Genomic DNA, 2,485 nt, shown 5'->3' with positions numbered 1-2,485 from the left:
GGATTGAACGGTCGGACGGCTTGATGACGATGTTCTGGCTGTCCAGCGCCTTGAGCGCGGAAGGCTGGGCAATAAGGATCTGGCGGCGGCTGTGGCCATGCGCGTCGATCGACGAAGCGGAAAGCTCGAACGTATCGAGCGGCGCCGGCTTGCCTCCCAATGCCGCGCAACCGGCAAGAGTCAAGCCAAGCAACGCCAAACTAGCATTCAGGGCATCCGTTTTGAGCCCAAGCGATTTCACACGCGATCACCTTATTCCCAGTATTTCTAAACCTGACAAACCGGAACAAAGCAACACAGCCCGCGTTTTTTCTACAGCGATCATTCCGACGGACAAGTCCCGCAGCGTTAGCGGAGTTAAGGAACGAGAGTGCTCTTTCGACGTCGAAACCCGGATGGTTTCTTCGAGCGCTTACGCACCTATATGTGGCCGCGTAGTTCCTTCTCGCGCTCGCCCCAGTACTTTTCAAAGCGCATCCTGCGGCTGAACGCCACTCCACACGCCGTGGCGGCAGGGGTCGCGGCGGGGGTCTTCGCCTCATTCTTCCCGGTGGGTTTCCACTTCGCCATTGCCGCGGTTCTGTGCTGGCTGATTGCGGGGAACCTGGCGGCGGCCGCACTTGGCGCAGTTGTTTTCGGCAACCCGTTGACGTTTCCCTGTTGTGGGGCGCCTCCTGGGAGACCGGTAAGATCATGTTGCACGACCGTCTGCCAAGTCACGGCCCGCCTGCGCACCTGAGCGAGATGTTGCATAACCTTTCGTTTTCGCAACTGTGGGGGACCAGTGCTCAAGCCGATGCTGATCGGCGCAGTGCCGCTTGGACTGATCTTTGGCCTGCTGTTCTATGGCATCATGGACGCAAGTTCACCACCACCATGCAGTGGGGGCGTCGTGCGAGGTTAGCGGGCAGTCTCCTATCGAGATTGTGACCAGGCTCGGCGTCAAAATCCGCGCGTCGCCGCCTTGGACCCTCGAATTAACCGGAGATCTCGTCGCACGCTGCACACTTGTCTAAATCGCGGGCGTTTTGTGGGAACAAGCATCACGAAGGAGCGTAGCTCGCCACCTACCATCATGGAAGCACCGTGCTATGCTGAAGGAGCTACCCCGCAGGCGAGACGGCGCCAGACCCGCATGTGGCGTCATGCCTATTTTTTCAGTGAGGCACTCGACCGTCTATCGTTACAGCCGACCTGTAAGGTTTGGCGAACACCGGTTGATATTCAGACCGCGCGACAGCTTCGACCAGAGACTTCTAGACCACGCCATGGTCGTTGACCCCGAGCCGAAAGAGCTCCGGTGGATCCACGACGTTTTCGGAAACTGCGTTGCGGTGCTTGATTTCAAGGCGGCGGCTAAAGCACTACACTTCGAAACAGCCATTCGGCTTGACCATACGCCGCAGCACTCGCCGGATTTCCGCATCGACGAAGCAGCACTCCGCTATCCCTTCTCCTACGAATTTTCTGGATGTATTAGCTCGCAGCGAAGCCGACTTTACGCTCGCCTTCCGGCGTCTGGGCGACGACCTCGCCGCCCCGGACGCTCAGGGCGGGGCGCGGCAGTTGTTTGAGGATCCAGGCGCATTCGATGTTTGGTCGGAGCGCTGGCGCGAGCGCATCGCAAGCGATGCTGCCGACACGGCCGCGCGCCGGGCGGTCATGCATGCCGTCAATCCCAAATTCATCCCTCGCAACCATCGCATCGAGGCTATGATCCAGGCGGCGCTGGGCGGGGACTTCACACCTTTCGAGGAGATTCTGAGGGTCATCAGCCGGCCCTTCGATGAGCAGCCGGAAATGGAACGCTATGCTGACCCGCCACGCCCGGATGAACGCGTCTTAAAGACATTCTGCGGCACATGAGACATTGAATGATGGCTGGTTAACATGTGCAAATGCGGAAGACCCTTCGCAAGCTACCGTCGTGAGTAGTCGGAAGCGTCTGATCTATGACGATTATGGACTCACGGAAGCTTGTCGATCACCCGTGCCGATGCTTCCACCGTTGCAGCCAGGACTACCTGAGCGTCGGGCGGCGGGTGCTGGGAGACAGGTCTTGAGCGTCATGGCTGTCCTGAATAAATTGGTCGCGTTCAATTTCACTGCAATCAGAGAACGCTCTCCGGAACCAGTTGCCCTGCATCGAGTTGCTATTCCGCCTCGCTTTTGAGCGCGAACGGGAGAACACAGGATGGCACCCACTAAGAAAGCATCACCGAAGGGCCTGAACGAACTTTTCCACGACACGTTGAAGGACATCTATTTCGCCGAAAAGAAGATCGTTGCGACGCTGCCGAAAATGGCAAAGGCCGCTCAAGGCCCAGATTTGAAGGCGGCGTTCGAAAAGCACCGCGAGGAAACGAAAGAACACGTTGCCCGGCTCGAACAGGTTTTCGAGGTGATCGGCAAGAAGCCGCAGGGAAAGACGTGTGCGGCTATTGTGGGCATCACCGATGAAGGTGCCGAGATCATGGAGGAATAT

The 2,485-nt window shown here is 58.2% G+C and carries 2 protein-coding genes and 3 pseudogenes; 4 read left to right on the top strand and 1 reads right to left on the bottom strand.

What is annotated here, in order from left to right:
* A pseudogene (locus EN991_RS32155) lies at positions 1-241 on the bottom strand (ABC transporter); the annotation flags it as partial.
* 129 nt (positions 242-370) lie between these two features.
* Between EN991_RS32155 and EN991_RS32150 the strand changes: the two are divergent.
* From EN991_RS32150 to EN991_RS32135, 4 genes and pseudogenes are all read left to right on the top strand, one after another.
* Positions 371-853: pseudogene (locus tag EN991_RS32150) on the top strand (DUF2062 domain-containing protein); the annotation flags it as partial.
* Between the two features lie 292 nt (positions 854-1,145).
* Positions 1,146-1,463, top strand: a pseudogene (locus tag EN991_RS32145) (transglutaminase N-terminal domain-containing protein); the annotation flags it as partial.
* Positions 1,390-1,866, top strand: coding sequence for a protein adenylyltransferase SelO family protein (locus EN991_RS32140; RefSeq protein WP_245461134.1), 477 nt, complete (start codon positions 1,390-1,392; stop codon positions 1,864-1,866). The pseudogene EN991_RS32145 and the gene EN991_RS32140, both read left to right, overlap by 74 nt.
* Positions 1,867-2,194: 328 nt before the next feature.
* Positions 2,195-2,485, top strand: a 291-nt coding sequence (locus EN991_RS32135; protein WP_164769528.1) for a DUF892 family protein, incomplete at its 3' end; no start/stop codon positions are given.

The sequence above is a fragment of the Mesorhizobium sp. M7A.F.Ca.US.005.03.2.1 genome (genome assembly GCF_003997795.1).
Taxonomy (GTDB): Bacteria; Pseudomonadota; Alphaproteobacteria; order Rhizobiales; family Rhizobiaceae; genus Mesorhizobium; species Mesorhizobium ciceri.
The sequence above is the reverse complement of the archived record's forward strand: the minus strand, read 5'-3'. Positions and strand labels throughout refer to the sequence as shown.